Below are 26,078 nucleotides of genomic sequence, written 5' to 3'. Positions count from 1 at the left end.
TTTCAATAAACACCTAACAAAAAATAGACAGCAAACCCTCTCGGTTTGGTGTCTATTTTAGTTATAAACTTTACTTATTCGATGGAAGATTCTCATGCTAGTTATCTTCTGTGTAGAAATAGGTTGGCTCATCTTTTTTCTCATCGTAGTCCACTAATAAATCATGGCCATGAAAGAACCAGTCATCTGTTTCTTCAGCAAAATAGTTAATACCACCTTCAGCCACACTGCCTAATAACTCATGATGAGGCTTTGTCACTTCCATCCCTGTTGTAAAACCTGCATGAACATTTGTTGCGCCACCGTACTTACCAAAGAAGCGGACATTGTCGCCAGTTTCCAATTCTAACTCTTCAGTAAACCACTTTTGCGCTTTTGGAGAAACTGTAATTTTCATAAAATAACCCACTTTCCTTTTTAATAACTCTATTCTAGCATAAAAAGAAAAAATATTCGGTCATTTTGCTTTCAACTCTCTTACTGCATCTTAGCATCCAACCGTTCCACGTCTTCATCGGCCCCAATTAAAAGCAGACAATCGTTCTTCAAGACCAGTTCTTCTGCTAAAGGAGAAATAATCAGCCGCTCTCCCCGCCGAATTGCCACAATGTTCAGGCCAAACTTTTGGCGAAAATTTAATTCCAGTAAGTTTTTATCAAAAAACTTAGGATTGGTCACTTTGACTTCAGCTAATGAATACTCATCGGACAATTCCAAATAGTCCAAGATGTTCTTTGAGACCAGATTATGAGCTACTTTAATGCCCATATCTCGCTCAGGATGAACCACGCGATCTGCGCCAATTTTATAAAGTACCTTAGCGTGGTACTCATTTTGTGCTTTAGCTGTCACGTTTGGCACACCCATTTCCTTGGCCATTAACGTCACTAAGATACTAGCTTGAATGTCTTCGCCAATCGCAATGATCACGTGATCAAAGTTACGCAGCCCCAGCGAACGCAAGGTCATTTCGTCAATGGCATTGGCCACAACGGCATGCGTCGCAATATTCATATACTCATTGATCCGATCTTCATCGCGATCAATTGCCAATACTTCCTGACCAGACTCAATGAGTGTTTCACAGAGACTGCCCCCAAAACGTCCTAAGCCTATAATCGCAAAGTTTTGTTTCATCTTCTTGCTCCATTTCTCCATCTTCTCGTTAACTCGACTTTCTTAACTCACAATGCCGTGTTTAAATGCGTAGATCGCCGCTTGGGTCCGATCCTCTACATCTAATTTTGACAGGATATTAGACACGTGCGTTTTGACGGTCTTCAGGGTAATAAATAATTCATCCGCAATCTCCTGATTGCTTTTCCCTTCAGAAATTAACAATAGGATTTCATTTTCGCGATTGGTTAAATCTTCATGAAGAACCGGTTCGTTTTTACGGGTCAGACGTTCCATCATCTTCCCTGTTACCTCAGGTTCTAAGACCGTTTCACCGCGGTAAGTCGCCCGAATGGCATTGGCAATTTCACCAGCAGTTGATGTTTTTAATAGATAGCCTGCTGCCCCTGCTTCGATGGCCGGATAGACTTTCTCATCATCGATAAAACTGGTCACGATGATGATTTTAGCTTCTTTCCAATCGGATAGTATGGCTTTCGTCGATTCGATTCCATCCATCACATCCATGACAAGGTCCATTAAGATAATGTCCGGTTTTAATTCCAAGGCTTTTTCATAACCTATTTGACCATTTTCAGCTTCACCAATCACTTCGATATCGTCTTGAATCGCTAAATATGAAGACACACCTAATCTTACCATCTCATGATCGTCTACAAGTAATACTTTAATCACCCTTCACACTCTCCCTCTTGTTGTTTTACTTAATTTAGGTTTCCTTCGTTTCTAGTGCCGTGTTAGCTGTGATTGTTTCATTGGCTTCATCAATCATATTTAGGACGGGGACGCGAATTTCAACACTCGTTCCCTTGCCTTTAAAACTAATGATGCGACAAGAGCCTCCCATGCCAGTGACACGCTCTTTAATGTTGTTTAGACCATAACTTCCCACGCGACCTTCATCAACGTCAAAACCGACGCCGTCGTCAATCATTCGCAACATCATATTTTGATCCACTCGCTTGAGGAAAACTTCTAGTGAGTTGGCTTTCGCATGACGAAGCGTATTAGAAAGAAGTTCTTGGACAATTCTAAATAAATGATCCTCTACTCCATTGGGAAGTGTCACATCTTCAATTTCCCAGGTCATATCAATTTGTATTTTGGTTTGCAGTTCTCGTAACAATTGCTCAATCCCTTTTTGCAAGGTTTTCCCTTCAAGAGTGATTGGACGCAAATGGAGTAAGAGTGCTCGCATCTCCGATTGAGAGGCATTGATGATCGACCCGACCATATCCAATTGTTTTTGAAACACGTCGGATGTTTCTTTTTTGACGGCTTCTTCTTGCAAGGCCGACAACATCATCGCAGCTGCAAATAACTGCTGACTGACTGAATCATGAAGTTCCCGCGCTAACCGATGACGTTCTTCACGGAGAATTTGCTCTTTCGATTCCCCATCGACCATCTGAGGTCGACTTGTTAAAATTTGCAGTTCTTTAGACATCGTGCGCATATTGTCGTGAACTTTTGTCAAATCTTTGTCAATATCCGTAATATAAGGATCATCTTCTGAAGCACGGATGCCCTTTAAAAATAAATTGCTATCGTAGTTACCAGTTGCCAATAAGCGGATTTTCTCTTCAATTTTACCATACTGTGCCCGTCTAACAAAATAAACAGTCAAAATCACAATTAAACTGACCATTAAAGAAATCACAAAAATATAGACAATAAAAGGAATGTGAAAAATTTTGGCTTCGATCAACTCTAATAACCAACGCTGTTTTCTTTGAGCATAAAAATAGGCATACAACGTTAGCACCAAAATAATATTCGTAAACATAAAGGTGTAGACAAACAATAACGGTCGGGTTAGTCGAGACATCATATACGAATCACCTCAACATCACCCATTAACGTGCTGGTAACAATTTTTAAACGGCGATTGTTCCCATCATAATCATCGCTGTAAATTTTTAAAGATTCATTTTTCACTCGGAAAAATTCATCTTCGAAGATCACATTCCCCAGTAAGGTTGAGTGTTCTAAAACGATGCCGATTCCCACTGGCACAAGGACACGAGTTCGGCCAAATCCTTTGCGGATCATGATAACATTGTCAGTTTTTGGTAACAGTGTATTTCCCAAGTCGATGATCGTATCACCTGAAATAATAGTGAAATTAATATCATCCCACTCATAAACGTTGCTACCAATCCGTTGATTGCCGATCCAAGGACGTTTAAAACGACGACCATTTTTCGGATCACTTTCTGCTGTTTCAACCATAACCATGTGCTTCTTCCGCCAAGGAGCACTGTCAAAAAGTGCCACACCCGATACTTCAACCCCTTTTAAGCCAATAAAGATAACAGCAAAAACCATCATAATCCAGATTATCGGGCTACTTATTAGCAAGCAAAGGATAATAACAGCAACACTTACGATCATTTGAAACTGATTAAAGGACGTTTTAACCTCTCTTTTTAACGCATAAACCAAATTTACTAAGGCAAAAAGAACGATCGCTATAGCTCCTGGATTTTGGATTAACTGATACGCTGTTAATATAAATAATAATGCCTCCACGACGATGAAAAATTTCCATGAGCTTCTCATTTTATTCGCTCCAATCTCAAAATAATTTCTCCCTCTATTATACAAATAAACGATCTATTGCGGGAGTTGCTTTAGAAGGACTATGATCTACGACTTTAGTCTGAGATCCGTGCAGTTCCTTAGCAAACTTCTGAGCTCATTCACTCTCAATAAAATCATACCTAACTCCACTCAAAAATGCTACTATTTTTGATAATACTAAGAAAAGCTGAATGAAGCGTTGCCGTTGCTTCTAATTGCTTTACTACGTTGTCTCGTGTCCCTAGATCCAAACCACGAGATAGAGAAAGTTTGATTCTTTCCTATAAAGTAAAGGAAAAGAGATTGGGACAAAACGCCCAATCTCTCTTCCCATAAAAAATACTGCGATAGACCCGCTTCAAAGGTTGCACCAGCTTGGCCTTATGTTGCAGACAAGCTCACAAGACTAGCAAAAACCTTTATCGCCAAATGACTAACGGTTCTATGATACTTTTAAAATTTTGACTTGCATGTCACCACCAGGTGTACTGATAGTCACTTCATCATCTAACCGTTTGCCAATTAAAGCTTTTGCAATTGGCGAATCATTTGAAATTTTTCCTGATAGAGGGTCAGCCTCTGCACTTCCCACAATCGTATATTCTTCTTCATCGCCATCTGGCAATTCAATAAAGGTAACCGTTCTGCCTAATGAGACTTCATCATTGTCGACACCTTTATTGTCAATGATTTGGGCAAACCGGATCATATTTTCTAACGTTGTGATGCGTCCTTCTGTAAATGCTTGCTCGTCCTTTGCTGACTCGTATTCGGAGTTCTCTGATAAATCGCCAAAACTACGAGCAATTTTAATCCGTTCAACAATTTCTTTACGCTTAACGGTTTTTAATTCTTCTAATTCTTGTTCCAATTTTTCTTTCCCCTCAAGGGTCATTGGGTATATCTTTTCTACCATGATCAATTCTGCTCCTTTTAAATTACCTGTTTAATGTAAAATGAATAGCTTTCCCAGAAAGCTATCTGGAAAAGCTTCATAATTTTATACATCAAAGATTACCACGTCTTCTTAAAATTGTAAATAGTAAAAGCGTTTTTTTGTCTTTAATGTACACTGTTTAAACTTCTTCAACTAATTGCCCAAGTTCTAAAAAGCTGCACCGTCAACCTTTTGAGTCGGTTTTAGCTGAGAAAAATCTCTCAGCTAATCGATCCAAATTATGGCCAGGGTGCAGATCTTAAATAGATTTCCTATTGTTCTAAATTGTCGATATATTCTTCTTTCAATTTCAAATGTTCCTCATACGTATTAGCAAAATAAACTTTTCCAGTGGTAATATCGGCTAGGAAATACAGATAGTCATTTACTTCTGGACTTAAGACAGCGTCAATGGCTTGCTCGCTAGGATTATTAAATGGACCTGGACCAAACCCTTTGTTGATGTACAAGTTATAAGGTGAATCAACTTGGGTATCCTTATTTGAAAGATGGACCTTGTGCTCTTCCATGGCATATAAAATGGAAATATCAGATTGCAACGGCATATCTTGCGCAATACGATTAAAGAAGACTTGCGCAATATTACGACGATCGCTTTCTTCAACCCCTTCTTTTTCCACTAGGGAAGCCAAGGTTAAAATTTGTTGATTCGTTAAGCCGCTATTAGCAATTAACTCTTTTTTAGAATCCATGATTGTGTTGGTCTTATCCACCATCTGGGTTAAGATGTCTTCTACTTTTGTTTCTTTATAATAATTGTAAGTAGCTGGAAATAGATAACCTTCCAAACGGTAACGAACGTCCTTAGCATCTTTAACACTTGCTAATAAATCCGGATACTTCTCAACTAAGCCATTAAAGAACGACTCATCTTTGACCACATTTAAAAATTCTTCTTTGGTTACTTTCGTTTTCTTAGCGAAAATATCTCCGATCTGATCAATCGAATAGCCCTCAGGGACGGTGATTTGCGCATCAGCCAAAGCAACTGGTTCAGCTGTTCCACCCTGTTTTAATAATTGACCAATTTCATCTAGGGTCATATTGGGGGCCATCTGGTAAAAGCCACCTTTAAAATCAGTCAAATTATTAGTTTTTACATAGTAAGTAAAGACTAAACCGCTTTTTATCACATTACTTTTTTCCAAGATGCCACCTATATCTTTATTGCTAGAGCCAATTGGAATTTCAACCTGCACCATTTTTTCATTCTTAACATCCAAGGGCTTTAAACCAGCTTGAAAATAACGATAAAAAGAAAAACCCAGTGCGACTAACATTAACAACAACGAAATAACCACAATAATCACAATCTTTTTAACCATAGAACTTTCTTTTTGTCGCTCATCTCTGCGTCGACGGCTTTCTCTTTGTCGAGCATTTATTTCTGGTGTTTGGGCCACACGATTCAGCTCCTCAACTTCTTCTTCAAACGCTGTTGGTTCAGGTTGTTCATGGCTCTCTTGAAACGAAAATGATTCTCTTGGAAGGGGTCTAGTTTCTGCAAAAGACTCCTCTTGAGAGCTTTCATCCCTTAGCTTACCTTCCTCAGCACCTTCATTTGCTTCCTTAATGGATTGTAAGACACGCTCGCGGATACTTGGACCGTCACTTGAACGCGGAATATCATCAATATCGATGTCATTATCATATTTGTCAGTTTGATTACTTTGATGTTTTTTTTCATCTTGGTCGGAATAGTTGTTATTACCCAAAATGAAACCTCCTAACTACTTATCTAAACTAAGTCATAACTTCCATCATTATACACGAAAGCTTCCTAAAGATAAAATCATTTTCATAGATTGTCATTTCTTCTTATTAAAGAATTAAGAATTTTGTCACAATTGTGGCGTTAACTTAATAATCCCAGAAAAAAAAGAAAGAGTAACTTTTCAGTTACTCAAGCTCGTTTCAGCGTTACTGCGCCAATACTTTATCTTCGTTAAACCACTTCATGCTGATCTCTTGTGTCTTACCTTGATCGGCCAAACTCTTGATCGCCTGATTGATTTTCGCCACTGTTTTTTGGTCCTCTTTACGAGCCCCAACCGCGTAATCTTCTTCACCAAATTCACTTGGTAAAATAACATACTTATCAGGATCATCTTCTTTTGAAATGTAATACTCAGCAAAGACACTGTCAATAATAAATCCATCAAGGCGACCGTTATTCAAATCTAAAAAAGTTTCCATAAAAGTCGGATAGAGGACCGCTTCATTATCTTTCACAAAATCTAACATCAATTCAGGTTCCTCAATAAGGTTCGCTTCCCCACTAGACCCTTCTTGAGCACCGATTACTTTGCCTTTCATGTCCGCATACTCTGTGATATTGTTCTTCTTTAGGGTCACAATCACTTGCTCATTTTTTAAATAGGGCTTCGTAAAGGCAACTTTTTCTTTCCGTTCAGCGGTCACCGTGTAGCCGTTCCAGATCAAATCAATCGTGCCATTTTTTAATTCGGTTTCTTTCATCGACCAATCTATCGGCTGAATTTTAGCCTTGATACCTAACTCATCTGCTACCGCATTAGCTAAATCAATATCAAAACCGACTAATTCATCCTTTTCATCTCGAAATCCCATGGGAACAAAGGTGTCGTCCACACCTATCACTATTTCACCTTTTTGCTCAATTTTATCCCAGTCTGTGACTTTGTCTTTAGCTGCTTCTTTGTCTGTACAGGCGGCTAAACCAACCAAGGTCGCTCCTGCCATCATCATCGTCAATAATTTTTTCATCTCTCTCATCCTCACTTTTATTTAATCGGTTCTACTTCAACTAACTGATCCGCTACCTTCTTAGCAAATTCATGATCATGGGTCACAATAATCTGGGTGACCCCTTCTTTTTTTAACTTTAAAATATTCTCCGCTACATTGTCTCTTAAACCGGGGTCTAAGGCACTTGTTGGCTCGTCGTAACACAATACCTTCGGATTCATCAGCAACGCTCTGGCAATGGCCACTCGCTGTTTCTGGCCACCTGAAAGTTCAAAGGGATAGCTGTCTCCTTTATCTTTTAATTCTAAAATATTTAAGATTTTTTGAGCCTGTTCTTTTGCTTCAGTCTTGCTGATTTTTAAGACTTTGACTGGGGCCAAAATAAGATTATCCATAATGGATAGATGAGGGAACAAATTAAAATCTTGAAACACGATGCCGATCCGATTCTTACCTGATTGATGGGCTAAGGGATCGATTACTTCATCATCGATTAAAATTTGGCCACTATCCATCTCTTCTAAGCCGCAGATACACCGTAATAGCGTGGTTTTTCCGCCACCAGAGGGACCAACAATTGCCATGATTTGACCATCGGCTAAAGTCAAATTCATTTTCGTTAATATTTGTTTATCGCCGAAACTCTTACTGACATCTTTAATAATTAACATTGTGATTGCTCCCTTCTATTGATAATAATTCACACGCTTCTCAATGCTCCTTAAGACAAGTGTCACAATTCCCGTTAGTACCAGGTAAAAAAGCATCACTTCAATTAACGGTATGATACTCACTTCCCGAGTCATGGCTGTTTTGCCCGCCTTCATCACATCACTTAATCCAACTGCGTAAACTAAAGAAGTGTCTTTCACTAATGTGATGATTTCATTGCCAACTGACGGCAAAATAATTTTAAAGACTTGGGGAAAAACGATCGTCATCACGGTTTGAACTTTGCTTAACCCTAGCACTTTGGCGCCTTCGTATTGCCCTTGAGGAATTGCCTGAATGCCGCCCCGAAAAATTTCTGCGTAATAAGCCGTATAGTTAATAACAAACGCGATCAAGGCTGCTACAAAACGATCTAGTACCAACCCTTCACTTAGTAGTGGGAGACCGAAAAAAATAAAAAACATTTGCAGTAAAAGAGGGGTTCCACGAATCACCCAAGTATAGACATCAATGAGCCAACGAAGTGGTTTAAAGCGACTCGTTGCACCTAATCCAACGAGAAATCCTAAAGGCAAGGACAAAACTAATGTCCAGCCAAACAAAGACAAGGTTGTTTTTAAGCCTTCAAATAAAGAAGGGAATACTTTAATTGCTAAATCCATCACGAAACATCCTTTCAGCCATCAGCTTACTTTAATAAAATTACTTAGCGCCTGTTCTCCACCAGGGCTTAATTCAGGTAAAAATTGAAAGCCAACAATGGCTTGCTCTTGAATAATTGCTGGAAACTTAATGCTGTACTGACTCAGCGCTTTTATCTGATTTAAGTCACAATCAACGGTCAGAGAATGGTGATAACCTACCTTTTGATTAGCTAAGCCACTCGTCAAGTCACTGGTTTCGTCTACGCCAATCAATGTGCTTTGCCCCGTGTGCGGCAAGGGAAAAGCCGGATCATCAGGTAAGTTTTCACTGAGACCTTCCAAAAGTTCCAAACCTGCTGTAAAGCCATTAACCGTCGTCCCTTCAAATAATAAATGCATGCCCAACCCAATACCTAAAAGCGATTTACCAGCCTTAGCATGGGCCTTAATCGCCCCAAGCAGTTCTTTCTCTCGTAAAGTTGCCATCGCTTCGGCATAGCTATCGCCATCAGGCAAAATCAGGCAATCACATTTGGCAATCACCTCAAGCTGATCACTAACCTCTACTTGACAACCATATTTTTTTAAACTCGTTATTAAACTTGAAACATCCTTTTCTTGATAATTCACAATGACAACCAACTACTACTCACAACCATTTCCTGTGATGGGGCTCATCACTTATTTTGTTAAACTCATTAATATGACACCTTACTGCAGACTTTCCGATAAAATAAAAAAAGTCCCCTTAGCATCCTTATGGATGCTAAGAGGACGAGATTATCAAATCACGTGGTTCCACCTCTGTTTGCAATTGTCTTACAACAACTACCTCAGAAAGTCTTTTTAGACTTATGCGATAACGAGCATACCGATTAATCCTACTGTTATTCAGAAAAATAGCTCCCAGCTGTGTTCATTATACATGTGCTATCCTTTTGCAGCATCCAAGGACTCTCTAGAAACACTTATGTATAACTACTTGGTCTGTTCCAAGCTTTTCGTTCTAATTAAATTCTAATGAACTTTTCAATACTTTATCACGTATTTAACTATCCGTCAACCTTTAATTATTAAACAGTTGTAACTAAATACCTTAAAACGCTTGCATCATCCATCATTTTAAAACGAGGGTATTGGTAAAAATGCGGATCAGATTTTTGAATCACTCTCATCTCATCGATTAAACTAACCAAGCCTTCGGCAGCAAAAAGGCGCTCGAACAAGAGCTGAGGACTATCAAATAGTTTCAAGATATCGTAGGCTTCCCATAGTCCGTCACTCATAATGGCCAAGCGCGTCACCTGATCTAAGGGATAGGTACGGGCCTTTGCCCCTTCAATGCCTCGCCCTGTCGGATCCAGTATCCAATAGCCCGCTGAGGTGTTCCGTTTGCGGCGATTTTCCCTTAACAACTCTTGGATAAAAGGACGAGCTTCTTTAGGGCTGATCTGTCGCTCCTTAGCAATACTTAGCATTTTTGTCAAAACTCGTTGATCATTTTGCTCTAAAACCTCATCGTCGAGGATGATCAGTTTGCCTTGCTGTTCGATCAAAATCGGCGAATCCCCTAATTGAAATACCTCAAGTTGATTCACTATCTCATTAAATCGAAGAATTGACAACGTCGCATTCGGCAACTGCTCACTATCAACCGCCAGCTTTTTTTGTCTAGCCATCCGCTGATAGTCTGCTAATAAAACGTCACAGGCTACTTGGACATGAGTGGCGATCGGCTTGCTCAAGTCACTTAAGCTAGATAAAAGTAGTTGGCTTAGGCTCTGAGAAAACCATTGAGCATCGCTGGCATAATTCGTCATTTTTTCAGGATACAGACCGCTAGCACCATCAATCACAAAACCGAACAGCGGTGTTGCCAGCACCACGTCCTCATTTTGGTCGTTTCCCTGATCTGATAAAGATGTATAGGTCATCATTGTCATTCCTCCCTGTCAAGTCTGCCTCTCATCTGGGCGCCTCCCCTTAAGAAAGAAAAAGCTTTGAGTAAGTTGCTTAACCCAACGTACTCAAAGCTCAAGTCTTAGGCCAAGGCTCCCATAGGATCCCACGGCGCAAGAACGGTAACACTATCTTCAGCGACGACTTGTTTTAATGGTTCGGACAAATACTCTTTTTTGACAACAATTTGATAGGTGTATTCATCCATCCACTCATCACTCATCACAAAATACCCTTTCGTCCCAACTTTATCTCCCCAGCTGTTTTCAACTTTCCACTTGGTTGATTGTCCATCGACAAGATCGACACCTGTTAACACCATGGCATGAGTCATTAAGCTTTCCCCAAAATCCAAGCGTTCAGCTTTGGTCATTGAAAAATCAACTCCCAAGGTCAACTCAACATCGTAAACGTCAGTGGCCATAATCCCAGAATCTCGCGTTGAAGATTGGCCAACATCACAGCCATACCAAACCGCTTCCCCGGCTTTAAGTTGAGCGATTGCTAATTCTTTAAAGGTTGGCATGTCAACATTTAAATGCCGAACCTCTTTGCCTCCCACAACGTTTCCTAGCATTTCGACGGTGTATAATTGATTGTAAGGTTTATCGGCAGTCGGAGCATTGATAATGCTGACATACTCGTTTAAATCAAGGCCAACAAATTTATCATAAAATGATTGTGGGGTTAAGCCCTTTTCAATGTGATAGGTTTTATTTTCATCGCGATACTCAAAATCAAAATTAGTTGGAGGAGTTCCCAAAGAAGTCGCCAATAGTTTATAGACGCCTGCTAGCATCTCTGATTTTTTTTCCCCTAACTGTTCTTCAGTGGCCTGATCGGCAACTAATTGACGCAAGACAACTGCATCCTTGCGTAATTTCTTATTTAAATAAGTGTTAAGCTCGCGAGAGGCTGAACTACTATGTGTTTCCGGCATAATCACCTTCGGAACGACCCCATATTTTTGAATCAGGGCTACTAACATATCCCATTGGCCACCATCTTGTTGCGGTGTCTGTAACAAAAATGCTACTTTACGACTGGTCAATTGTTCATTTCCCGTTGCGATGATGTTTTCATAAAAATAATTAGCTTTTTCAAATTTATCCCAGAAAAAAGTATAATTCTGTGATAACTCAAAATCTTTTAGGTTAAAACTGGTCGCAATTTGGTGGCGAAACGTGTTCAGAGCTGCAAACATCCAGCAACGGCCACTTTGTTTCTGATTGGCAACCTCTCCTGTGTCTAAATCGATCGAAAAAACAGGAGTGTTTAAGACAATAGATCCTTGATTTTCTGAGGAAGCCAAAATCCCATTTTTTACCACCGCCTGTTGCGCCATTCGGTTCTTTTTACATTTTGTAAAATTTTCAGCATAAGCAGCAATTTGAGCCGCTTGAATCTCTTGAGACATTAAAATCCCTTCCCTTCTGTTGTACTCACCATCCATTCTACTCCTTTTAAAAGTATCCTGCCATTGATTTTAGCAAAAGAAAGAGATTTTTTTACTCCGTTTCATTTTTTAAAGCAAATCGCCACTTTTTACCAATCAGAGGACGACACAACTGAGACACCAGATTTGACGACAGTAACACCGTCGTCAAAAGACTTAAAACAACTAAGCCTAAAAATAAAGGTGCGGTTAAATGGGCATCTGTTAGACTTGTGGTTCGCAAACCTTTTACGATAAAACCGTGGAGCAAATACGTAAAGATCGTATTTCGCCCCCATTTAGTAAAGAAAAACATTTTCTGAGGAACCAGAATTAAAAACGCCAAAATCCCCATAAAACTTAAGCAATAAATATAAATTCTGACCAGCCAGCCAAAACTGGGGTCATCAAGAAAATGATCATAAGGCTGAGAGCCAAAGACCCAATACTTATTCATGACATCGTTTTGTTGAATCAATGTTGCCAAGATAAAAAATAACACGATGCCCCACCACTTGCGACATTGCTCTTGAACGTACCTGATGTGCTTTTTCGTTAAAAAGTGTCCAACTAGGAAAAACGGAAAAAAAACAAAAGTTCGTGATAAACTCATGATGTGATTAATCGAATCAATGTAACCGACCGCTACACTAATTCCAAAGGATAGTAAAATACTCCAACTTGCTGGTAACTTTGTGAAAATGAATAAGCCTAGATGCCAACAAAACAGACTGACTAAAAACCACAACGACCACTCAGGGTTTAAGAGATCGATCTTAAGCGCTTGACTTGAATCAATCAGATAATAAAAGCCAGCGTAGATTATTTCAAAGATAATATATGGAAACACGATGCTCTTCAGCAATTTTTTTAAGTACCCTGCCCGCCGAAATCCCTTGGTAAAATAACCTGAAATCAACACAAAGGCCGGCATATGGAACGTGAACACAAAGTAATATAAATCTTCTAGCAAGAGATTATCTCCGATATACGGCTGCATAAAATGACCAAAAACAACCAGTAATATTAACATAAATTTAGCATTGTCAAAATAAGATTCCCTATCTGCTGTTACTACTTTCTTCATTAACTCACCTACTTTTTTTAAACGCTTTTGCTCATTTAACAGAAATACACCTTCCATTTCTTAAGTATACAGAGAAATTATGTCAGGCGGGTAACAGACAGATTATTTTCATTAACGATTGAGTGACCCCTCTATCTCGTTGTAATATCTTTTTGCCAACAACGCAAAAAGAAGATGGGCTAAAAGCCACCATCCTCTTAAACGTTCCCCTATATTTATCACCACACGATCAATTACTTTCAGCTTTAATATCCAAGTGCTTTAAATAGCGCCAGCGAGAAATAAAAAAGAAGATCAGTTGAAAGACCATATAAACCACTAAAACACGCATGACGTAAGCCATGACTGGTAAGTCGATCAAGACACGCAGACAAATCATCGCAACGAGAAAGTGCACAATGGCTATGCCGATTGGAGCAAAGTACATGATCAGCATTTCGCGAGTCACGACTTTATGACGCACTTGCTGCGAGACGCCCAAAATATGTAGCGAATGATGGTATTTTCCATCTCGATCTAGTTCACCAAAAAGCCTAAAATAGAGAATGCAGGCGGCAAATGTAAAAAAGACAGCCCCTATTAACACACTGATCATTAATATTAAGCCATTCCCTTGCTTCGTTTTAAGCCAATTTTGATACATCGACGAATACATAAAAGAGTTAGCAACTAAGGCATTTAGTTCCTTTAGCTGGTCTTCCGTAAATTCGCCTTCAGCAGAGACGGGGGTCTCCTCGATAAATTGATCGATTTGTTCAGACACTTGATCTGCTAATTGATTCAACTGTTTGCGAATAAGCTGATCAGCTTGTGCCCCTTTTGCCCATTCTAAATAGTGGACGATAAATGTCGGCGTCCCCACAAAACTGTCTGCTGGCTGCGCCAGATAATCCGCTTGCTTGGCTTGAAGAATCTTGTGGTACATCTGATCACTGACAACCCCGATCGCGCCCAGTGATAGATTCAATTGCTGGGTCGTATACTGATAGGTGATCGGATCTTGCTCTTCTTTCGCCGAATAACTCATCAGTCCATCAACGACTAGTTGATCCCATTGATGCTCTTTCACATTGTTAACCATTGAATTAGAGGTGGCGAATAACAACAAACTCGATTCGCTTTCCAAACTGACTGCTTTTTTTTGATCGGCTGCCAATAACTGATTCACTTGACTCAAGGGAACGACATGCAGATACGTCGATTCCTTTGAGTCTTTAGAACGATAGTCGATTCCCAAAGGCAAGACTTCCATCACGAAAGGATCAACCCCTGACTTTTCAATGGCCCTTTGGATAAACCGAACGTTCTCTCGATGATAGTCTGAAGCTGTTCCATCAGCTGCCCCATTAACTTGGTAAACATAAGCAAAACTATTATCTTGGGTCATGGCAAAATCCGAGCCTCCAACGGCCATGGTTGTGCCGATGGCGACAAAGGCTACCGATGCCACAATACCAATCATGAAATATAGGGTGGCATTACTTTTCATGCGATACACTAGATTGCTGATTGTTAACATGTTTGTTCGCTTAAAAAAAAGTGGTCGCCCTTTTAAATAAGTGAATACCCGAATGCTATTCTGATTAAAAAATAAAAAGGTGCCAGCAATAGTTAGCAATACACACATGACTAACAGCCAGATTCCCAAAGTTCCCGCACTGCGAAAACACCGAACAAATAGATACACACTAGCGTACCCACCTAACAATAACAGCAGGCTGGCACAGGCTAAATACCAGTTGGTTTTCGCTTCAGGGGAGGGCCTGTCTGCTGATTTAGACATATCAGCTAGATTTTCTGTTTGAATCCGAGCGGTCGTGATCAATGAAATGCACAGAAAAATCGCCCCATAGACCACTAGCGTTAAAGCGATCGGTTTCGTCGGCAGGTAAAAGGGCATCCCCTCTTCTAAGGCCAATAAATTTTGGCTGACTAGTAAAATGAATTTAGCAAAGATCGTGCTGACTAAAATGCCCAAGCCACTGGCGCTAATTCCTAAAATAAGATTCTCTAAGAATATCATCTTTCGCAAGTCTTTTTCCGACATGCCTAAAATTAAATAGACGGAAAAATCACGTTTTCGACTTTTCAAAAAAACACTAAATGTATACCACAAAAAAATAAAAGACATGATGACAATTACAACTTGGGCGACCATGATACCCATAGCAGCTAATGATGATATTACCTCGCCACTAGCAATCATACTTTTTTGTAATGTCGGATGGAAATATAACAATGCAAAAATAAAAAAGACCATGACTGAAAGCAGACTACTTAAAAAATACGAGGCATAGGCGCGACCATTGCGTAAGACATTACGTACGACGAGTTGCTTGAAATTCATGATTGGTTCCCCCTAAATGGGCTAAAACGTCTAAAATTTTTTGATAAAACCTTTCACGATCATCACCACAATATATTTCATTAAAAAAATTACCATCTTTAATAAAGACCACTCGCTGAGAATAGCTAGCTGAAACAGCATCATGAGTGACCATTAAGGTCGTGACCTGCCGCTCATCATTAAACTTTTCCAAAAGGTGCATCACATTCCCCGCAGATCTAGAATCAAGATTTCCAGTTGGTTCATCTGCCAAAATCAACGAAGGTCGATGAATAAGTGCTCTGGCAATTGCCACCCGCTGAGATTCACCACCAGATATTTCATACGTTCGTTTATCCCGTATCGGTAAAATGCCCAATTCCTCCATAATATCCTGAGTCTTTTCCTTCATCAACATCACACTCTCATCATCCAGTGTTAAGGGCAACATGATATTTTCCTCAACCGTCAATGTTGGCAATAAATTAAAATTTTGAAAAACAAACCCTAACTCCTTGCGACGAAATTCAGCCAAGTCGTTTTTTGATAACTCGTGAGGGTTATGCCCATTAATTAGCACGACGCCAGCAGTTGGTTTATCTAAGGTTGCAACCATGTTTAGCAGAGTTGTTTTACCACTACCAGAAGGCCCCATAATGCTGACAAATTCACCTGCTTCCACTTTTAAATCTATCTTTTTTAAAGCTTCATAAGGCACTGGTCCTTGATAGACTTTTGATAAATCTTTAATTTCTAAAATAGCCATTCTCGTTTCCTCCTAATCAAAGCGGTTTTCTAACTATAATTATTGTATCCTTTAGCCCCTGAAAAATGTATGGATTTTAATGACATCAATATGACAGCTTTGTCAGATTCTAAAAAGCAACGATCTGGCTACTTCCAATAGTAGTCAGATCGTTGCGATCAGCTAATAAACTTTAATTGTAATAACCGTAATACCCACCCTTGGCTTTCTCAGTCTTAATTAATGATAATTTGCCGAGCATTTTAGGCGGTTTACTCGCAAAAAATTGTTTTTTTTGATAGAAGATTCTCAGTTCGATCGCTCCTCCATCTCTTTGTGGTGCAGTTGCCAGTTCAGTCGCTGACACCGCCACCGGCATACTGTTGCTCAGCGCACAGATACTTAAAAAGATCACGTAAGTCCTTTTTATCATGTCATCACCTTATCCTCTTCGCCAATTTTTCAAGCTATCTTACATATAGATTAATTTCATTTAAATAGTGCCGTCGAATAACTAGAAAAAAGACCAATTGAAAACCACAAAAAATGAGCAGTAGTAACACTTCAATCATGAGAGTTGCGAGTGAGAAGATCGTATTCAAAGCCCACATAATCATCAAATAATTTCCCATTGCCAACAAGATTGGCAAAAAGAAGACTAAAATCAACTCAATGGTGACAATCTGTCGGCGCGTTTTTTCTGGTACGCCGACAATATGCAAGGTTTTATGATACCGCCTATCACGATTTAACTCACCGTATATTCTAAAATAAACTGTACTAGCAGAAAAAATGAAAAAGACAGCGCCAATAATCGTACTGAGAAACAATGTAAGTCCTTTTTCTTTTTTGTTTTGTTGTTGAGTTTGATAAGCTGATTGATAGTTCATGTAGGTTGAATCAGCTGTTTCAAATGATTGTTTCATAATGGGCATCAGGTATGCCTCAATCTTTTTATCAATTTGCGAGCTTTGAGCCCACTCGTTAAAATCAATGATATGCAGGGGAGAAAACGACTCTTCCATCCCCCAGCCAGTCACAATTAGGTCATACAACTTGTCGGAAACGATCGTAATATTAGGAAAATCACCGCCTAAATTAAATTTCCCTTCAACGTAACGAAAGCTGATTGGGACGGTTCGTTCTTCCTCTCCTTCGAAATATTTCATCACGCCACGATAATGTTTTTGATCTTGCCAACTCGGACCATTCAAAAACAATAGTTCATCACTGTTTTTCAAGGTCAATTCAGGTTCTCCTTTAAAACTTGCCATTTCATTATAGGTAGTCAATGGAATTAAAAACAGACGCTTCCAAGAGCCACCATTAGCAACAGAGTCCTTAGTACTCATATTATCATCATAAAATCTTGGAATATATTGCTTACTTTGAACAGAAGGGGCGACATCCTGTCGAAGTGTCGTAACTTTAGATCGATAGCCTTCAGCCTCGATCGCTTCTTTGATAAACTCAATGTTTTTTTGATGAAATTGTCTATCGCTCTCATTTTTGACATCAATTCCCTCATAGACATACGCTAAACTAACCTCTTGATCCGTTCCATAGACAATTTGATCGGATAAACCCATCGTGACGGTCATCGCCACAAAGGCAACCGTAGCCGAGGTCACGATTAATGAATACACTAAGCTATTATACTTCAGCCGATAACTAAGATTGCTTAAAATAAGCACCCGTCCTTTTTTTAGCATGACTGGCCAAGTGCGCATGAATAAGCTAAAATGGACCAAACTCTGACTAAAGAAAAGATACACGCCGACTAATAAAAACAGAAAAATAATCGAGAGACTCACTAAAATAACATAAGGTTTGGCACTCTCATTAGTGTAATTATAATTTAAACTCAAATTCCATTTAGTAATTTTCAATAAGGAAAAAAGGGCCAGGTAACTAAAGAAGAGTAACAACACCCCCAGCGATGTCAAATATTGATTGCCCGTTGGTTCAACTAATTTAGGATCCTCAATATTTAAGTTCATATTGGTCTGTTTACTGCTTATAAAAAACATCGTCAGAAACGAGATAAACAGAAAAATCCCCAAATAGATCAACGAGGTGATGACGATGGCTTTTACAGGCAGATAAAAGGCCAGTGTATAATCTAAACTCAAAAGATTTTGAACGACTAGAAACATTAGCTTACTTACTAGCAAACCAATGGCAAGCCCCACCACAAGACTCGTTCCCCCAATGAGGCTGTTCTCCCAAACTAACATTTTTCTTAAATTTCCCTTAGTCATGCCGATGATTAAATACAAGGAAAAATTCTGCTTGCGCTCAATTAAGTATAAACGGAACATCGTTCCCAAAAAAAGCATGGTTAAAATGGCAAGCAATAACAATGAGTAGCCCAATATCTGTTTAATTGTAAAAAAACTGGCAAATAGGGATGTTTGCATATTTCCCTCTGGTGTATCACCTTGCAACAAGGGATGACAATAAAGCATGGCCGCAATAAAAAAGATGGTCACCGAAAAGACACTGCTAAAAAAATACGATAAAAAAACTCGCGGCTGACGTCTGATATTGCGAAAAACTAATTGTTTAAAGGTCATCCTCTACTCCCCTATATTCTCAATTTTCATATCAATTAATATAAAACACTGCTTGCTTGTCACATGTTAGCTTGATCTAACCATTCAGAGTCAAAGGACTTATCATAAATCTCCACGCTAAAAAATAACACTGACCGTGGTGCCAGCCCCCACTTCTGATTCTATCTCAACACTGTGAGTTAATTCTTGAGCAATTTGCTGAACCAAATATAAGCCCATTCCGGTCGCCTCATGATGTTCCCGTCCTTGATCGCCAGTAAAAAAGGCTTGAAAAACCCGGGGCAAATCACTTTTCGCAATGCCTATGCCATGGTCCGTAATTTTTAACTGAGTTTTACCAAATTCTTGTGCAGCACTTATCTCGATGGTCTTTTCCGACATAGCAGAATACTTAATGGCGTTTGAAATCAATTGATACAGTATAAAAGACAGCCACTTTTCATCGGTTTCTACAGTTATATCTTCATCAATCACTATTTTTGGGTAGACATAATTGCGAATAAAATTACGTTTATGATCTGCCACTGCGCGATTGGCCAAAGACTTTAAATTAACTCGTTCAATCACAAAGTCTTGTTGAAAAGATTCAATTCGAGCCATGGTCAACGCCAAATTTAAGCCTTCCTTCATGCGATCAGTTTCTTCAATCAAACTATCTTTATCAAGCTCTTCGTCTTGCATCATTAATTCAATAACAGCCAAAGGGGTTTTCATTTGATGAACCCACTGATTAATAAACCGCGTGTGCTCGTCTCTGGCATTTTTTAATTGTTTGAGATCATTAAAATAACGTTGATACTGACCTTGTAGCAATTCATTGATCGATTGTGATAAGGGCGAAGCATCATTGTCAATTTCTTCATAAACATCTTTTTTGCGATCTCTAGATAAGGTTTGATACAAGTTCCGTTGAGTCATATAGACAAACCCTAAAAAGAATAACAAAATAAACGCTGATAACAAAACACCATACATGAGTAAAACGGTCTTGCGATAACCATCCAACCAAACCATTCCAATTAACAATACGGTCAATAGCACATACATAACAATGAATGGAACTTGTTGTCTTAGAAATAACTTCATCAGCTTTCCTCACCTAAATCTAATCGGTAGCCTTTTCCGCGAACCGTCATGATGCCATGCTTAAAGCCTAGATCATGAAATTTTCGGCGTAAACGCGTCACGTTGACAGATAATGTATTGTCATCAACAAAATTTTCATTGTCCCACAACTTATTTAAAATTGCCTCGCGAGTCACGATATTCGGATAAGCCCCAATCAACAATTCCACCAGTTCTCCTTCTTTTTTAGTAAGGAATTCCTTTTGCTCACCATTTTCCAATTCCAATCGCTCAGGGTAGTAATTTAACCCTGCTTTTGTATAAACCCGTTCCTCGGAATTCGTCGCATATTCGCCATAAACCCGGCGGATATGACTCTTTATCTTGGCCAACAATAATTCATAGGAAAAAGGCTTAGTGATGTAATCATCTGCGCCATACTCCAAAGCCATCACCTGGTCCATATTTCCTTCCCGAGCCGACAGGAAAATAATAGGACACTTGGAGTTTTTACGGATTTGCTGTGTCCAATAAAATCCATCATAATAAGGTAAATTAACATCCATTAAAACCAACTGGGGATCTTGCTCATTAAAAAAAGCTCCTACTGTTTGAAAATCAACTGGTGACACCACTTGAAAGTCATATTTTTCCAGATGTTCACGGACCAGCTGAACAATCTTTTTATCATCTTCCACCAACAATATTTTCATTTTTTACTCACCTCTGCCTATTAAACATAATTTTTAAGATGGCATCTCTCCCATTAACCTGTCATAAGAGTCTCTGCCGACTATGATATTCAATTATTCTCATTATACAACACTTCGATAGTTTGCCATAGAGACTAATCAATGCTAAATTCTTAAAACTTTGTCATAAATTTGCTAAACTTTTTTTAAGAGGGCTGTTAGTTGTTTTCATCTTAAGATTCCCCATGCTTCGTTAATGCGTTAAAACATTAATAAACAATTTTGTACAAAAAAAGAAAGTTAGCCCCGTAACTAACTTTCTTTTTATATACATCATGTTAAATAATCAAACAGATAGTTCCATTGGATGATTATTTAAGGGGAACTATCTAGCTATTTCTTTTTGAAGACCCCCATAGCCCCTCGAATAATTTCTCGACTAGCCGTTCTAAATAATTGCGTCATAAAGGTATTAGTAAATTTATTGACCGGATTATTTTTCTGCTTCTTAAGGTCTTCCTTAGCTTTTTTCTCTGTTTCTTTAAGTTTTTCTTTCGCTAACTTCTCCTGTTCTTTCTGAGCTGATGCTGCTGCTTCGGCTTCCTTTTCCGATAACACTTTTTTGGCCAATAACTCATAAGCTGATTCCCGATCTAGCATTTCCCGATAAATCCGATCATAAGGTGACTGAGTAATTAATTGCTGGTAAAGTGTTTCGTCAATCGTTCCCATCTTACTCTGAGGCGGTCGAATTTTTCCACGTTCCACCATCCTTGGTGTGCCGTTCTCATCTAAAAATGAGACGAGGGCTTCTCCCACTTCTAATTCAGTTAAGACTTTTTCAATATCTATCTCTGGGTTGCTTCGATAACTCTGAGCAGCCGCTTTAATGGCCTTTTGTTCTTTGGGGGTATACGCTCTTAAAGCATGTTGAATTCGATTTCCTAATTGACTTAAAATGATCTCAGGAATGTCCACCGGATTCTGGGTGACAAAATAAACGCCAACTCCCTTTGAACGAATCAGACGGACAACTTTTTCGACTTGCTCCACCAAACCTTTAGACATATCTTTAAATAATAAATGAGCTTCATCAAAGAAGAAAACCAATTTTGGTTTCTCTAAATCACCTACTTCTGGTAATTCTTCAAACAATTCGGATAACAGCCACAACAACATTGTGGCGTAAATCATCGGTGATTGGTATAATTTTTGAGCCATTAATATATTTATAACCCCATCACCATGACTGTCGTGTTGCATAAAATCATTCAACTGAATCGCTGGTTCACCAAAAAACAAATCGCCACCCTGCTCTTCAATCGTCAACAGATGCCTCTGAATGGCTCCTAGGCTTTGTTTAGTCACATGACCATAAGTCCCAGTATAATCATCCAAATGATTGGAAACCTCGGCTAAAATCGCCTGTAGGTCTTTAATATCAATCAGTAAGTAGCCCTTATCATCGGCAATTTTAAAGATAACCTGTAAGACATCTGTTTGAGTATCATTTAATTGAAATAAACGAGCCAATAGTAATGGCCCCATTTCAGAGATTGTCGCTCTAACGGGATGCCCTAATTCGCCAAAAACATCCCATAACCTGACTGGAAAAGCACGGCCTTCATAATTTTGAATGCCGTAGGCCTGAGCCCGTTCCACCATTTTCTCCTCGCCACCAGCCTGAGCTAAACTAGCCAAATCTCCTTTTATATCGGCTAAAAACACAGGTATACCTGCTTGACTTAGCTGTTCAGCCATCACTTTTAAGGTCACTGTTTTCCCCGTTCCAGTAGCACCTGTAATAAAGCCGTGTCGATTGATGTATTTGGTTTCGAATCCTAAATCATGCTGATTGACGGCAATTGGTAAGATGTTCATTTACTTCCCCTCCAAATGATCTATTTTGAATTTATTTTACCATTTATTCAATCATCCGACTAATTCTATGCGCTCTAATCCGTCAGATCCTTTGCTCATAGTCGTTGTCAACAAAACCAAGACTCCAAAAAGAAGTATTTCGGAACTTTTTCAACAAAAAGCATTTTTGATGTTGACAAAACCTGAGTAAAACGGTATTCTATTACTTGTGTTACATATTTGCCGCCTTAGCTCAGTAGGTAGAGCACCACCATGGTAAGGTGGGGGTCGCCGGTTCAAATCCGGCAGGCGGCTTACATCGTACAAAAGTCTCAGGAAGTCACTTCCTTGAGACTTTTTTTGTTTATCGACTTCTCCAAACCATCTTTCTTGACTTTTTAAGTTTACAATTGTAAACTTGGGTTATCAGCTACTTATAGAAAAAAGGAGAAGATTCTCATGGAACATCAACATCACGATCACGCAGCTATGGAACACCAGGGAGAACATGATCATCATAATGGGCATGGTGCCCAATTCAAGAAAAAGTTTTTTATTTCATTAATTGGTGCCATTCCGATAATTATGACAGCCCCAATGATGGGCAAAACACTTCCATTTCAGATGACTTTTAAAGGGTCAGAATGGCTGGTTTTAGCGTTAGCCACTTTCCTTTATTTCTACGGTGGTTGGCCTTTCTTACAAGGAGCCAAATCAGAATTAGCCCAAAAAAAGCCAGCGATGATGACCTTGATTTCCTTAGGGATCTCGGTCGCTTATTTTTACAGTCTTTACGCTTTCATAGCCAATGAACTTTTTCATAGCCCTACCCATATTATGGATTTCTTTTGGGAACTTGCCAGCTTGATTGTGATCATGCTACTAGGTCATTGGATAGAAATGAGTGCCGTCAGCAATGCTGGTAATGCTCTCAAAAAAATGGCGGAGTTATTGCCTAGCGAAGCAACCTTAATTGATGAACAGGGGAAAACAACCATTTTGCCGCTTGACCAAGTCCATAAGGGCCAACACGTCATCGTTAAGTCTGGAGAAAGTATTCCTGTAGATGGTATTATTATTAACGGAACCACCACGGTTAATGAAGCGCTGATTACAGGTGAAGCCAAAGAAGTTAGCAAAACCATTGATGACCAAGTAATCGGTGGTTCTACTAATGGCTCTGGCACCATTATCATTAAAATTACCGCCACTGGAGAAAGTGGTTACCTGTCACAAGTTATGAAATTAGTTAATCAAGCCCAACAAGAAAAATCAAAAGCAGAATCTCTTTCTGATAAAGTCGCAAGCTTGCTCTTTTACGTCGCTATTGTCATCGGTCTTCTTGCTTTTGTCATCTGGTTCAGCTTAACTAAAGATCTCAATATTGCATTAGAACGCTTAGTTACCGTGTTAATTATTGCCTGTCCTCATGCCCTAGGTCTAGCAATTCCTTTAGTTGTCGCCCGTTCAACGTCCATTGGGGCTCAAAATGGATTATTGGTTAAAAATCGCCAATCATTAGAAGTCACTCGTCATGTGGATATGATTTTGATGGACAAAACTGGAACCTTAACCGAAGGAAACTTTGCCGTCAGCGTGGTACAATCCCTTAACAAAACCTTTAGCCAGCACGATATTTTGACACTCATGGCAACGATTGAGCAATATTCAAGTCATCCACTAGCTAATGGCATTATCACCAAAGCCAACCAGCTTGAATTAGAACTACTGATTGCTGAAGATGTTACGACTATACCAGGTGTCGGATTAAGTGGCAAAATAAATAATCAAGAGGTTAAGATCGTCGGTCCCTCCTACTTGGCAAAAAATGCTCTGGCCTATGACCAAGATCAATTTCAACAATTAGCCGATCAAGGAAATACCATCAGCTATTTAATAGTGGACGATCAGATAGTCGGGCTAATCGCACAAGGAGATCAACTCAAACCAGAAGCCAAAACAATGATTCAAGAATTGCTGAATAAAGGCATTCAGCCTGTCATGTTAACCGGTGATAATCGACAGGTTGCCGAACTAGTTGCCAGCCAGCTAGGTATCACTAATGTGCACGCTGAGTTAATGCCTGAAGATAAAGATCAACTGATTCAGGACTATCGCAAACAAGGCTATACTACTATGATGGTTGGCGATGGCATCAACGATGCCCCAAGCTTAGCTAGAGCGGATGTCGGCGTTGCCATCGGTGCTGGAACAGATGTTGCCATCGATTCTGCGGATATCATACTTGTTAAAAGCGATCCAGCTGATATTTTACATCTGTTAGCTCTCGCCAAAAACACCACTCGTAAAATGACTCAAAATCTTTGGTGGGGTGCTGGATATAATATTGTAGCCCTTCCCTTAGCTGCAGGTGTCTTAGCTCCAATCGGTCTATTGCTCAGCCCTGCTGTCGGTGCCGTTCTAATGTCAGTCAGCACTGTTATTGTCGCGATTAATGCAGTCCTATTGAAAATAGACTAGAGTCTACCAAAAAAACTCTTAATGACCATCAGATTGCACTGATAGCTATTAAGAGTTTTTATCATCACTGATAACGAAAAGTTAACTAGTAGTCGTCTTATTTTTGATGAATCCTAGTCCAACTCTCATGAAAAGCTAATAAGATAGCGCTATTTCAACACAAGTAGTAAAATCAACTTGCATTTGTCTCTTTATTATTGTACGATTTTAATAGGTGTACAAAATAGGAGATTAACTAAGCAAATGAAAATAAGAATAATCGGTCATGCTGGTAGCGGCAAGACGACATTAAGTAAAGACCTTCAAACTGAGTACGGATTTACTTCCATTCCGCTCGACTCCTTTCTTAAACAAAAAGACAAAAAGAAAAGACGTCGAAAGCTTCATAATGAAATGAATAAACATGACAGCTGGATTATTGAAGGTGTTCAAGAACAACGTTGGTGTCGTCAAACATTTACCGAGGCCGACCTTGTCATCGTTTTGGATTACCCTCTTTTCGTTGTACAGTATCGCGTTATCAAACGAACGGTTCTTGGTATGCGAAAAGCGAGTAAAGATCGCAAAAATTTCCTGTTAAAACGAGCTGTTGCCCTGCTTAAATGGAACCGCCGCTTTTCTAAAAACATGCCTCAATTAAAAAAGAGGCTTTATGAGTTCAACACAAACCTATATATTATTCAAACTCCCAAGGATATTGACCGAGTCAATACAATTATTGGCTTTTATACGGAGGACAGACACAAGCGATAAACCACTTGTGTTTTTTTTCTGTCTAATTTAGCTTGACTCGCTTTTTCATACGCATTGAAAAAAGTCATTAAAATTAATCGGCGGTATGATTGTCTTAAATAACAAAAAAAAAGACACAAGTAAACTTGTGTCTAAGCTCCGGCAGTAGGACTCGAACCTACGACATCATGATTAACAGTCATGCGCTACTACCAACTGAGCTATGCCGGAATAATACAATTAAGCGTGGCAACGTCCTACTCTCACAGGGGGAAACCCCCAACTACCATCGGCGCTAAGAAGCTTAACTACTGTGTTCGGCATGGGAACAGGTGTATCCTTCTTGCTATCGCCACCACACTTAAGTGATGTACTATCTATTAAGTTGAGATTGCTTTC

23 protein-coding genes, 2 tRNA genes, 1 rRNA gene and 1 other annotated feature are annotated in these 26,078 nt (G+C 39.3%); of the genes, 3 read left to right on the top strand and 23 right to left on the bottom strand.

All coding sequences use genetic code 11. The features are described 5' to 3' along the window. Nucleotides 1–97: 97 nt before the first annotated feature. The 21 genes from I6N95_RS10235 to I6N95_RS10135 form a co-directional block, all read right to left on the bottom strand. The gene (locus I6N95_RS10235; RefSeq protein ID WP_209527285.1) at nucleotides 98–397 is read right to left on the bottom strand and encodes a HesB/YadR/YfhF family protein; all 300 of its coding nucleotides are present in this window, start codon (nucleotides 395–397) and stop codon (nucleotides 98–100) included. Nucleotides 398–477: 80 nt separating this feature from the next. Next, nucleotides 478–1,137 carry a potassium channel family protein gene (locus I6N95_RS10230; protein ID WP_209527283.1) on the bottom strand — a complete coding sequence of 220 codons (660 nt, stop codon included), beginning with the start codon at nucleotides 1,135–1,137 and terminating at the stop codon, nucleotides 478–480. A 42-nt stretch (nucleotides 1,138–1,179) separates the two neighbouring features. Further along, nucleotides 1,180–1,812, bottom strand: coding sequence for a response regulator (locus I6N95_RS10225; protein WP_209527282.1), 633 nt, complete (start codon nucleotides 1,810–1,812; stop codon nucleotides 1,180–1,182). Between the two features lie 34 nt (nucleotides 1,813–1,846). Then, complete coding sequence (locus I6N95_RS10220) at nucleotides 1,847–2,968, bottom strand: sensor histidine kinase (RefSeq protein WP_209527280.1); 1,122 nt, start codon at nucleotides 2,966–2,968, stop codon at nucleotides 1,847–1,849. Next, complete coding sequence (liaF, locus tag I6N95_RS10215; RefSeq protein WP_209527278.1) at nucleotides 2,965–3,699, bottom strand: cell wall-active antibiotics response protein LiaF; 735 nt, start codon at nucleotides 3,697–3,699, stop codon at nucleotides 2,965–2,967. Before liaF ends, I6N95_RS10220 begins: the two co-directional genes overlap by 4 nt. Before the next feature lie 463 nt (nucleotides 3,700–4,162). Further along, nucleotides 4,163–4,636: a transcription elongation factor GreA gene (greA, locus tag I6N95_RS10210; protein ID WP_209527276.1), complete on the bottom strand. Its 474-nt coding sequence runs from the start codon at nucleotides 4,634–4,636 to the stop codon at nucleotides 4,163–4,165. Nucleotides 4,637–4,929: 293 nt separating this feature from the next. After that, entirely contained in the window at nucleotides 4,930–6,303 is a 1,374-nt protein-coding gene (mltG, locus tag I6N95_RS10205; RefSeq protein ID WP_430727535.1) for an endolytic transglycosylase MltG, read from the bottom strand. 295 nt (nucleotides 6,304–6,598) lie between these two features. Beyond that, complete coding sequence (locus I6N95_RS10200) at nucleotides 6,599–7,423, bottom strand: amino acid ABC transporter substrate-binding protein (RefSeq protein ID WP_209527274.1); 825 nt, start codon at nucleotides 7,421–7,423, stop codon at nucleotides 6,599–6,601. Between the two features lie 17 nt (nucleotides 7,424–7,440). After that, nucleotides 7,441–8,076: an amino acid ABC transporter ATP-binding protein gene (locus I6N95_RS10195; RefSeq protein WP_209527272.1), complete on the bottom strand. Its 636-nt coding sequence runs from the start codon at nucleotides 8,074–8,076 to the stop codon at nucleotides 7,441–7,443. A gap of 15 nt (nucleotides 8,077–8,091) precedes the next feature. Beyond that, the gene (locus I6N95_RS10190) at nucleotides 8,092–8,739 is read right to left on the bottom strand and encodes an amino acid ABC transporter permease (RefSeq protein WP_209527269.1); all 648 of its coding nucleotides are present in this window, start codon (nucleotides 8,737–8,739) and stop codon (nucleotides 8,092–8,094) included. A gap of 21 nt (nucleotides 8,740–8,760) precedes the next feature. Beyond that, nucleotides 8,761–9,351, bottom strand: coding sequence for a glutamine amidotransferase-related protein (locus tag I6N95_RS10185; protein ID WP_209527267.1), 591 nt, complete (start codon nucleotides 9,349–9,351; stop codon nucleotides 8,761–8,763). 137 nt (nucleotides 9,352–9,488) lie between these two features. Continuing rightward, nucleotides 9,489–9,725 (bottom strand) — a binding site (T-box leader). 69 nt (nucleotides 9,726–9,794) lie between these two features. Next, complete coding sequence (locus I6N95_RS10180) at nucleotides 9,795–10,658, bottom strand: protein phosphatase 2C domain-containing protein (RefSeq protein ID WP_209527265.1); 864 nt, start codon at nucleotides 10,656–10,658, stop codon at nucleotides 9,795–9,797. Between the two features lie 104 nt (nucleotides 10,659–10,762). Next, nucleotides 10,763–12,097, bottom strand: coding sequence for a C1 family peptidase (locus tag I6N95_RS10175; protein ID WP_209527742.1), 1,335 nt, complete (start codon nucleotides 12,095–12,097; stop codon nucleotides 10,763–10,765). Between the two features lie 91 nt (nucleotides 12,098–12,188). After that, the gene (locus I6N95_RS10170) at nucleotides 12,189–13,202 is read right to left on the bottom strand and encodes an acyltransferase family protein (protein WP_209527263.1); all 1,014 of its coding nucleotides are present in this window, start codon (nucleotides 13,200–13,202) and stop codon (nucleotides 12,189–12,191) included. 229 nt (nucleotides 13,203–13,431) lie between these two features. Continuing rightward, nucleotides 13,432–15,549, bottom strand: a complete 2,118-nt coding sequence (locus I6N95_RS10165) for an ABC transporter permease (RefSeq protein WP_209527261.1) — start codon at nucleotides 15,547–15,549, stop codon at nucleotides 13,432–13,434. Further along, on the bottom strand, nucleotides 15,521–16,294 hold the full coding sequence (locus I6N95_RS10160) for an ABC transporter ATP-binding protein (protein ID WP_209527259.1): 774 nt from the start codon (nucleotides 16,292–16,294) through the stop codon (nucleotides 15,521–15,523). The genes I6N95_RS10165 and I6N95_RS10160 overlap by 29 nt, the downstream gene beginning before the upstream one ends. Nucleotides 16,295–16,466: 172 nt before the next feature. Continuing rightward, entirely contained in the window at nucleotides 16,467–16,706 is a 240-nt protein-coding gene (locus I6N95_RS10155) for a hypothetical protein (protein ID WP_209527257.1), read from the bottom strand. A 34-nt stretch (nucleotides 16,707–16,740) separates the two neighbouring features. Next, nucleotides 16,741–18,849: an FtsX-like permease family protein gene (locus I6N95_RS10150; protein WP_209527255.1), complete on the bottom strand. Its 2,109-nt coding sequence runs from the start codon at nucleotides 18,847–18,849 to the stop codon at nucleotides 16,741–16,743. A gap of 117 nt (nucleotides 18,850–18,966) precedes the next feature. Then, nucleotides 18,967–19,935 carry a sensor histidine kinase gene (locus I6N95_RS10145; RefSeq protein WP_209527253.1) on the bottom strand — a complete coding sequence of 323 codons (969 nt, stop codon included), beginning with the start codon at nucleotides 19,933–19,935 and terminating at the stop codon, nucleotides 18,967–18,969. After that, nucleotides 19,935–20,627, bottom strand: coding sequence for a response regulator transcription factor (locus I6N95_RS10140; RefSeq protein ID WP_209527251.1), 693 nt, complete (start codon nucleotides 20,625–20,627; stop codon nucleotides 19,935–19,937). The genes I6N95_RS10145 and I6N95_RS10140 overlap by 1 nt, the downstream gene beginning before the upstream one ends. 372 nt (nucleotides 20,628–20,999) lie before the next feature. Further along, the gene (locus tag I6N95_RS10135; RefSeq protein WP_209527248.1) at nucleotides 21,000–22,487 is read right to left on the bottom strand and encodes a helicase HerA-like domain-containing protein; all 1,488 of its coding nucleotides are present in this window, start codon (nucleotides 22,485–22,487) and stop codon (nucleotides 21,000–21,002) included. Nucleotides 22,488–22,708: 221 nt separating this feature from the next. Between I6N95_RS10135 and I6N95_RS10130 the strand changes: the two genes are divergently transcribed. From I6N95_RS10130 to I6N95_RS10120, 3 genes are all read left to right on the top strand, one after another. Beyond that, a tRNA-Thr gene (locus tag I6N95_RS10130) sits at nucleotides 22,709–22,781 on the top strand. 144 nt (nucleotides 22,782–22,925) lie between these two features. Then, nucleotides 22,926–24,947 (top strand): heavy metal translocating P-type ATPase, encoded by a 2,022-nt coding sequence (locus I6N95_RS10125; RefSeq protein WP_209527246.1) that lies wholly within the window; start codon nucleotides 22,926–22,928, stop codon nucleotides 24,945–24,947. A 243-nt stretch (nucleotides 24,948–25,190) separates the two neighbouring features. After that, nucleotides 25,191–25,700 (top strand): P-loop NTPase family protein, encoded by a 510-nt coding sequence (locus I6N95_RS10120; RefSeq protein WP_209527245.1) that lies wholly within the window; start codon nucleotides 25,191–25,193, stop codon nucleotides 25,698–25,700. A 136-nt stretch (nucleotides 25,701–25,836) separates the two neighbouring features. On the opposite strand, the gene I6N95_RS10115 is transcribed toward I6N95_RS10120, so the two are convergent. Beyond that, nucleotides 25,837–25,910: transfer RNA gene (locus I6N95_RS10115), tRNA-Asn, on the bottom strand. A 13-nt stretch (nucleotides 25,911–25,923) separates the two neighbouring features. Beyond that, nucleotides 25,924–26,039 (bottom strand): 5S ribosomal RNA (gene rrf, locus I6N95_RS10110). Nucleotides 26,040–26,078: the final 39 nt, after the last annotated feature.

This window comes from Vagococcus allomyrinae (genome assembly GCF_017829975.1).
Classification (GTDB): domain Bacteria; phylum Bacillota; class Bacilli; order Lactobacillales; family Vagococcaceae; genus Vagococcus_D; species Vagococcus_D allomyrinae.
Note: the sequence above shows the minus strand (reverse complement) of the source record. Positions and strands in the feature narration are given on the sequence as shown.

Bases quoted from the DNA above. Each gene is read 5' to 3' on its own strand.
- I6N95_RS10175 (WP_209527742.1), bottom strand. From the start codon at position 12,097: ATGTCTCAAGAGATTCAAGCGGCTCAAATTGCTGCTTATGCTGAAAAT.
- I6N95_RS10220 (WP_209527280.1), bottom strand. From the start codon at position 2,968: ATGATGTCTCGACTAACCCGACCGTTATTGTTTGTCTACACCTTTATG.
- I6N95_RS10155 (WP_209527257.1), bottom strand. From the start codon at position 16,706: ATGATAAAAAGGACTTACGTGATCTTTTTAAGTATCTGTGCGCTGAGC.
- I6N95_RS10230 (WP_209527283.1), bottom strand. From the start codon at position 1,137: ATGAAACAAAACTTTGCGATTATAGGCTTAGGACGTTTTGGGGGCAGT.
- I6N95_RS10180 (WP_209527265.1), bottom strand. From the start codon at position 10,658: ATGATGACCTATACATCTTTATCAGATCAGGGAAACGACCAAAATGAG.
- I6N95_RS10165 (WP_209527261.1), bottom strand. From the start codon at position 15,549: ATGAATTTCAAGCAACTCGTCGTACGTAATGTCTTACGCAATGGTCGC.
- I6N95_RS10170 (WP_209527263.1), bottom strand. From the start codon at position 13,202: ATGAAGAAAGTAGTAACAGCAGATAGGGAATCTTATTTTGACAATGCT.
- greA (WP_209527276.1), bottom strand. From the start codon at position 4,636: ATGGTAGAAAAGATATACCCAATGACCCTTGAGGGGAAAGAAAAATTG.
- I6N95_RS10125 (WP_209527246.1), top strand. From the start codon at position 22,926: ATGGAACATCAACATCACGATCACGCAGCTATGGAACACCAGGGAGAA.
- I6N95_RS10150 (WP_209527255.1), bottom strand. From the start codon at position 18,849: ATGACCTTTAAACAATTAGTTTTTCGCAATATCAGACGTCAGCCGCGA.
- I6N95_RS10160 (WP_209527259.1), bottom strand. From the start codon at position 16,294: ATGGCTATTTTAGAAATTAAAGATTTATCAAAAGTCTATCAAGGACCA.
- liaF (WP_209527278.1), bottom strand. From the start codon at position 3,699: ATGAGAAGCTCATGGAAATTTTTCATCGTCGTGGAGGCATTATTATTT.
- I6N95_RS10195 (WP_209527272.1), bottom strand. From the start codon at position 8,076: ATGTTAATTATTAAAGATGTCAGTAAGAGTTTCGGCGATAAACAAATA.
- I6N95_RS10190 (WP_209527269.1), bottom strand. From the start codon at position 8,739: ATGGATTTAGCAATTAAAGTATTCCCTTCTTTATTTGAAGGCTTAAAA.
- I6N95_RS10120 (WP_209527245.1), top strand. From the start codon at position 25,191: ATGAAAATAAGAATAATCGGTCATGCTGGTAGCGGCAAGACGACATTA.
- I6N95_RS10235 (WP_209527285.1), bottom strand. From the start codon at position 397: ATGAAAATTACAGTTTCTCCAAAAGCGCAAAAGTGGTTTACTGAAGAG.
- I6N95_RS10135 (WP_209527248.1), bottom strand. From the start codon at position 22,487: ATGAACATCTTACCAATTGCCGTCAATCAGCATGATTTAGGATTCGAA.
- I6N95_RS10200 (WP_209527274.1), bottom strand. From the start codon at position 7,423: ATGAAAAAATTATTGACGATGATGATGGCAGGAGCGACCTTGGTTGGT.
- I6N95_RS10145 (WP_209527253.1), bottom strand. From the start codon at position 19,935: ATGAAGTTATTTCTAAGACAACAAGTTCCATTCATTGTTATGTATGTG.
- I6N95_RS10140 (WP_209527251.1), bottom strand. From the start codon at position 20,627: ATGAAAATATTGTTGGTGGAAGATGATAAAAAGATTGTTCAGCTGGTC.